The 6490-nt window shown below is 32.5% G+C and carries 6 protein-coding genes; 2 read left to right on the top strand and 4 right to left on the bottom strand.

The window, feature by feature from the left end; translation table 11 throughout:
* Positions 1-339 precede the first annotated feature (339 nt).
* Together IV513_RS14790 and IV513_RS14785 are read right to left on the bottom strand one after the other, a co-directional pair.
* On the bottom strand, positions 340-1383 hold the full coding sequence (locus tag IV513_RS14790) for a serine hydrolase (protein ID WP_185286902.1): 1044 nt from the start codon (positions 1381-1383) through the stop codon (positions 340-342).
* A gap of 246 nt (positions 1384-1629) precedes the next feature.
* A complete protein-coding gene (locus IV513_RS14785) occupies positions 1630-2661 on the bottom strand; it encodes a sulfite exporter TauE/SafE family protein (protein ID WP_209391327.1) in 1032 nt (343 codons plus the stop codon).
* Positions 2662-3003: 342 nt separating this feature from the next.
* Between IV513_RS14785 and IV513_RS14780 the strand changes: the two genes are divergently transcribed.
* Together IV513_RS14780 and dcm are read left to right on the top strand one after the other, a co-directional pair.
* Complete coding sequence (locus IV513_RS14780) at positions 3004-3282, top strand: DUF6471 domain-containing protein (protein WP_209391326.1); 279 nt, start codon at positions 3004-3006, stop codon at positions 3280-3282.
* Entirely contained in the window at positions 3279-4604 is a 1326-nt protein-coding gene (dcm, locus tag IV513_RS14775) for a DNA (cytosine-5-)-methyltransferase (RefSeq protein ID WP_209391325.1), read from the top strand. The genes IV513_RS14780 and dcm overlap by 4 nt, the downstream gene beginning before the upstream one ends.
* Here the strand turns inward: dcm and IV513_RS14770 are convergent.
* Both IV513_RS14770 and IV513_RS14765 read right to left on the bottom strand, forming a co-directional pair.
* On the bottom strand, positions 4585-5271 hold the full coding sequence (locus tag IV513_RS14770; RefSeq protein ID WP_209391324.1) for an NgoBV family restriction endonuclease: 687 nt from the start codon (positions 5269-5271) through the stop codon (positions 4585-4587). The genes dcm and IV513_RS14770 overlap by 20 nt on opposite strands.
* Positions 5272-5491: 220 nt before the next feature.
* Positions 5492-6355 (bottom strand): aminoglycoside 6-adenylyltransferase AadS, encoded by an 864-nt coding sequence (locus tag IV513_RS14765; RefSeq protein ID WP_003013318.1) that lies wholly within the window; start codon positions 6353-6355, stop codon positions 5492-5494.
* Between the last annotated feature and the right edge of the window lie 135 nt (positions 6356-6490).

Genomic DNA, 6490 nt, shown 5'->3' with positions numbered 1-6490 from the left:
TTTTTCAAGAAATTTCAAATCTTCAATAGTTGATAACCATTGAATTAATTCAAGTTTTTTATTTTGTATTTGCAATTCTGTATTCATTTCAAATTTTTTTTCAAATTTAAAATTTATTTTGTTTTTATAACGAACTTTTGTCTATAAAATATCGCCTAACGGGAAAGGGCTTTGCGAGGTGCGGGCTACTGTAAACTGAAAGTCGAAAGGAAAACCAATCTCTAGCAAAAACCATTTTCATTTTTTCAAATTTACAAAAAAAAATGAAATGGTTTTTTGCGGGTACTTTATAGAATATTTCTGAGATTTCCTTCAACCCCGCATCTTGCAAAACCCATGTTATCGGTAGTTTTTCTTATTCAGTTCGTTTTTCAATACTAGATTTTTAATTAGTGTTTCGTAATAGTAATACAAATCGCTATTTTCATTCATTTGATTTTCCAAAATTATCAAACTTGTGTCGGATTTTGGAATATAGATATTTAAGGAAGCAAAACCGTCTCCTAAACCTGTGTGTCCAAAATATTTAATTCCGTTATCTTCTAAAATTCTTATTCCGTAACCATAACCCATTTTTTCTTTCCCAAAAACATCGTGTTGAGAAAGAACGGAAGAAGTTGTCATCAATTTATAGGTTTCAGGTTTTAAGATTTTTCCTTTGTGGAGTTTTGAATTCCAAATTGTTAAGTCTTTTGCAGTGGTAATAATTCCATCTGCGGCTAAATTTTCGTCATTTATAAAAGAATTTTCAACAACCGAAAATTTATTTTCTTTATTCATATGTCCAAAAACTAAATTTCTTCGGTCATTTTTTGAATAACAGAAAGTATTTTTCATTTCTAGTTCTTTGAATAGGGAAGTCGCTAATTCTGAATAACTTTTTTTTGAAGCATTTTCAATAATTTTTCCCAAAAGATTGTTAGATAAATTTCCATACTTAAAATCCGAACCTGCTTTAAAAAGAAGCGGTTTTTCTGTGTCCGTAATTCCGTGAGTATGATTTAGTAATTGGTGAACTGTTACTGTATCTGCCCAAGTCTGAGTTAAAAACGGCAAATATTTTTTGATTGGTGAATTTAAATTCACATTTCCTTTCTCAACTTCCTTCAAAAGAAGAACGGCGGTAATTTGTTTGGTGTTCGACATAATTTCAAATTGGTCGCTCATTTTAAGAGGGATTTTAGTTTTGAAATTTGTGAAACCTAATGCTTTTGAATATTTTGCTTTTCCATTTTCCGTGATTAGAATAACTCCGTTAAACGGTCTCGGATTTTTGTTTTCAATTAAACTGTCAATTTTTTTTGAGAGTTTTGTTTGGTTTTGCGCAAATGAAAAATTTAGAGCGAAAAAAAGAAATAGTAAAATTTGAAAATTTTGTTTCATTTATTTGTTTTTCAATGTTTTGGGACGCTGTTTTATAAAATTACCGATAACGGAAAAAGTATTGGCGAAGTGCGGGCTAAAATGGACTAATTTTTCTACTGATAGCTACACTTAGCAAAAAACTTTTTCGTTTTTCAAACTTACAAAAAAATTGGAAAACGAAAAGTTTTTTGCGGATAAATATGACAAATCTTTCAACTATCCCTTCCTCCCGCATTTTGCCAATACTATGTTAGCGGCTGTTTTTTATTCGTCAAACTCAAATTTTGTAAGTTTTTTGTTTTTATAACAGTAAAATTCATAACTGCGTTTTGATGCAAGTTTAAATACTTTTTCTAATAAAATTTTGTCATACTGTGGCAATAGTTCGTTGTACTTTGTTTTTAACTTGTCAGGAAGTTCGTTTGTATTTATCGGTCGTTCAATTTCCAAGCCGTCATCGAATGCAAATTCTAAAACAAAATTACTGTTCCTCCAATGTATTGTTCTTTCGTCATATTGATTTGTCGAGAAAGACATTTTGTCTTGGGTTATGATGTTTTGAGTTGTTCCTACCAACAAAAATATACCTGAAACAACCATTGCTCCATAACCAACTTTACGAAATAAAAATTCACTGATATGAGGTAAAATAAATTTTACTGTATAAGAAGAAATGATAGAAGCGATTGCAATTGTCAAACCAAGCCAAAAAGCACTTGATGAATATAATCCCAAAATTAGATAAATGATTAGTTTGATTGAATGTAAAAATATTTCGTTAGCTGCCCTTGTTGCTACTATCTCTTCTTTCGTCAGCCCATAACGCAAATAAAATCGGTTAAACAAAAGTCCAATTGCACCAGTGATGCCTGAAATAAAACCTGCGAAAAATCCGACTATTGCTAGTACAAATTTTGGATAAGGTTTTTCTTCTTGTCTTTGTTGTTTCTTGTTTCTAAAAAGTTCTGGTAAATTAGCTAATAAAAACAAACCGACTATAAGTTGTAAATACAGTGGATTGACATATTTTATCAACCAAGCTCCAAGTAAGACCGCTGGGATTGAAAAAGGAACGAACCAAAAAAATATTTTCCAACAAATGTCCTTTTTGAAAACAATAATTCTTGATGCCGAACTTGTAAAAGTTCCAATAGTCAAAGAAAAAGGAACTACAGAAGTTGGCAGAAGCCAATTGAGTAAAGGCACTAATATTAAACTTGCTCCGCCTCCACAGATAGCACTAATCCAAAACGCTAGGATTGTTGCTAAAAAAAGTAGTCCTATTTTAAATACCATATATTAAGTGATGCTTTTTGTTTTGTCAGTCGATGTTTTTACGGATGTCGGTTAAAATAGCCGCTAACGGGAAACGGCTTTGCGAAGGAGCGGAATAGAAAGACAGAACTTTCAATTTTGCACAAACGTAGCAAAACCATTTTTTCTTTTTGCTAAATTACAAAAAAGAGCAAAAGAAAAATGGTTTTTGCGTATTAAAATTCAGAAACTTTCAATTTAGACATTAGCCCGCTCTTTTGCAAAACCGATGTTAGGCGATGTTTTTTTTCCTTATTATTTTCGCTTTAATATTTGCATATATGATAATTATTATCGAATATTGCAAGTGTAAAGTTTTCGATTATGGTAAATTGGAATGACAAAGCAAAACGATTATTGAAGTCAGAATTAGTGAAACGTGGAGTTTCTAATTCGGATTTAGTTTTGATGTTGAATGAAATAGGAGTTGAAGAAACCAAAGCAAGTATAGATAGCAAAATTAGTCGAGGGAAATTTAGTGCTTGTTTTTTGTTGCAATGTCTGACAGTTATTGGTTGCCATAAAATCGAAATTGAAGATTATGAAAATCAGTTGTTAATGGTTGCAGAACCTGTTGAACCTTATAAATCTAATGCGAAATGAAAAATACAGTAAAATTTATTGATTTGTTTGCTGGTCTTGGTGGGATTCGTTTGGGATTTGAAAAAGCGTTTAAAGATGCAGGAATGGAAACCGAATGCGTGATGACTTCTGAAATAAAACCTTATGCCGTCAAAACGCTAAAGCAAAATTTTGACCACGAATTTTTGGCTGGAGATATTTTTGAAATTCGTAATGAATTTATTCCTGATTTTGACTTTTTGTTAGGTGGTTTTCCTTGTCAGCCGTTTAGTGCAGGTGGAAAACGTCAAGGTTTTTTGGATACAAGAGGCACTTTGTTTTTTGAAATTGAACGTATTTTGAGAGAGAAAAAACCTTATGGATTTATTCTTGAAAATGTGGAAGGTTTGGTAAAACACGATTTAGAAAACAAAAGTGATGAAATTGGCAGAACCTTAAAAACCATTTTAGATACACTTGAAAATGATTTGGGTTATAAAACAACTTGGAAAGTTTTTGATAGTTTAGAATTTGGATTGCCACAATCTCGAAAACGTATTTTCATCGTTGGAACAAAAGATGAAAAAATTGATTTGAACGGTAATAAACCTCGCTTTAATTCTTTGGAAAGTGTTTTAGAAAAAGGATTACCTACTTTAAAATCAGAGTTTATTGATAAATTATTGTCTCATTTTTCAATAGAAGATTTATATGGGAAATCCATAAAAGACAAGCGTGGTGGTGCCAATAATATTCATAGTTGGGATATTGAGATAAAAGGAAGCGTTTCCAAACAACAAGCTGAAATATTAAATAAACTATTCAAGCAAAGACGAAAAAAACAGTGGGCAGAAGAAATTGGGATTGATTGGATGGACGGAATGCCATTGACTTTGGAGCAAATAAATACATTCATTGATTTGCCTAAAAAAGAGTTAAAAATCTTATTAGATGATTTAAGTTCCAAAGGATATTTGAAATTAGAACACCCGAAAAAATTGGTCAAAGTTCAAACAGAAAACGGCATTGCAACTTCTCGTGAATATGACAAAACTAAACCGAAAGGTTACAATATCGTGACTGGAAAATTGAGCTTTGAAGTCAATAAAGTCCTTGACCCAAAAGACATTGCTCCGACTTTGGTTGCAACCGATGTTTCTCGTTTGGCAGTTCCCGATGGAAATGGTTTGAGAAGATTGACTATTCGTGAAGGTTTGCGTTTGTTTGGTTATCCCGAATGGTACGAAATCCCAACAAAAGAGTATGATGCTTTTGATTTATTGGGTAATACGGTTGCAGTTCCTGTGGTGGAATTTGTAGCGAATAAATTAGCGGAAGTTTATGTTAGCGAACTTGCAGTTTAATTCCTGTGTGTTCTTCGTAATTTTTCAGTACATTTTTTAGCCAATGTCCGTTGGTATGTCTTGTCTGCGGATATTGGTATCTTGTTTCGTTAAGTGCTGAAAGAAATTCTTCCAAAGAATTGAACGGCTTGAATTTTGAGCGTTCTCCATACCATTTTGCAGGACGAATATTGTAAATTACACTTTTCTTTTCTTGAACTTTCAACGGATAGGTACTACTTGGACAAGCTAATTCCCAAATCTTTTTTATCCAAACATTTTTGATAGACAATTCACTGCCGTTCATTTGATAAGCGAAAATCAAATAATCAGAATCTAAACGATAGGCAGAAGTCAAAAGTGAATTACAGTAAGAATCGAAGTTTGCCAAATCAAATCCCGGACCTCTGTCCCAATCAAAAGATTTTACTTCAAGCAAACCTAATTTTTTGTTGTGTTTGTCAAGATAAAAATCTGGAAAAACTTGCGAGTTAGGATTTTCTTCAAATTCAACAGTTTCTTTCATCAGCCACGCTTTTAGCCATTCTTGTAAAAGGTTTCCAACGGTATCTTTTGTTTCGATTGAAATTGTCAGGTCTTTAAGTCTGAAGTTTATTACTCCTTTTTCTCCAATAATTTTATAGTCGTTTACAAGTTTGTCGTATAGTTCAGTTCCTGATAATTTCATTCGTTCAATGCGTTAAAATAAACGCAAATTTATTAAAAAATTTCGAGGTTTTGTTTTGGGTGTTCGTTTTTATAAAATATCGCCTAACGTGCCGCGTATTGGCGATGGGCGGGATTTTTAGCACTGAACTTTAATCGAAGAACAGAAGTTGAATTTTGCACTTCCGTTGATACGAAGCCGTTCAGCCCGCCTATTGCCAATACGATGTTGTACGACGTAGTTATGTTTTGGGTTTTAGTCCAGCTAAATATTTTCGTATGTCATTTTCTAATTTATCCGGGTATTTGTACTCTAATTTTTTTGACAATTCAGTTCCTATTTCTGAAACTAAATCAGTCATTGAAAATAGAGCAGTCCAATTTTCCTTTATATCGCTCCCTGAAAATGTTTGTTCTGTTTTAGCCCACATTTCCTGGTTAAGATACTTTTTGAAAAGCCGTCCATATTTATTGGTCGTTATGTTCCAATTGTGTTCACTTGCAATGTGCCATTCAATTAAAGGAATTAAATATTCTGTGCGAATAACGGTTTCCGACATAAATTTCGCATAGAATATTTCATCTCTCACAAGACACTTTGCCACGTAAGTTGTGTCCCACCAAAAATCGTTTATTAGATTTTGAAACTCTTTTTCAGACGGTTTTTTGATAATGGAAATTTGATAAGTTGGTTTCAGCATTTGCTTTGTAATACCATCTTTATCAATTAAAATTTTATAACCAATATCCCAATCTTCTGGTAATTCTTTCTCTTGCGTTTCCTTTATAAATTTTGATTTGCTGTAAAGTTTAAAATCTACTTTCACACCGTCTTCATAAAGTAGCATTTTCATTGCGTGTTTATGGTTAAAACAACTTTCGTCTTCTTCAATCATAGCAATTGGATTTCCGAATTTAAGCGTCCAGCTTTTGTCTGAAATGTAATTTGTATTATCCTCAAAAACAAATTCAATGTCTAAATCACTAAATTCGTCAACAAGTGCTAAAGGATTTACAAGTGAACTTGTCAGAAGAAGAACTCTTACATCTTCGTTTTTCTCCGACCATTCTATAATTGTTCTTAACTTTTCTTCTCTGACTTTCATTTTGTTTGGTTCGGTTTTACTATGTCGTACAACGGGAAAGGGCTTGGCGAAGGCGGGGATAAGAAGGACGGAAATTCCAACTAAACCCGAACCGAGCAAAAACCATTTTCGTTTTTTCAAAATTACAAAAAATAA

Origin of the sequence: Chryseobacterium sp. RR2-3-20 (assembly GCF_017808115.1) — a bacterium.
Classification (GTDB): domain Bacteria; phylum Bacteroidota; class Bacteroidia; order Flavobacteriales; family Weeksellaceae; genus Chryseobacterium; species Chryseobacterium oryzae.
The sequence above is the reverse complement of the archived record's forward strand: the minus strand, read 5'-3'. Positions and strand labels throughout refer to the sequence as shown.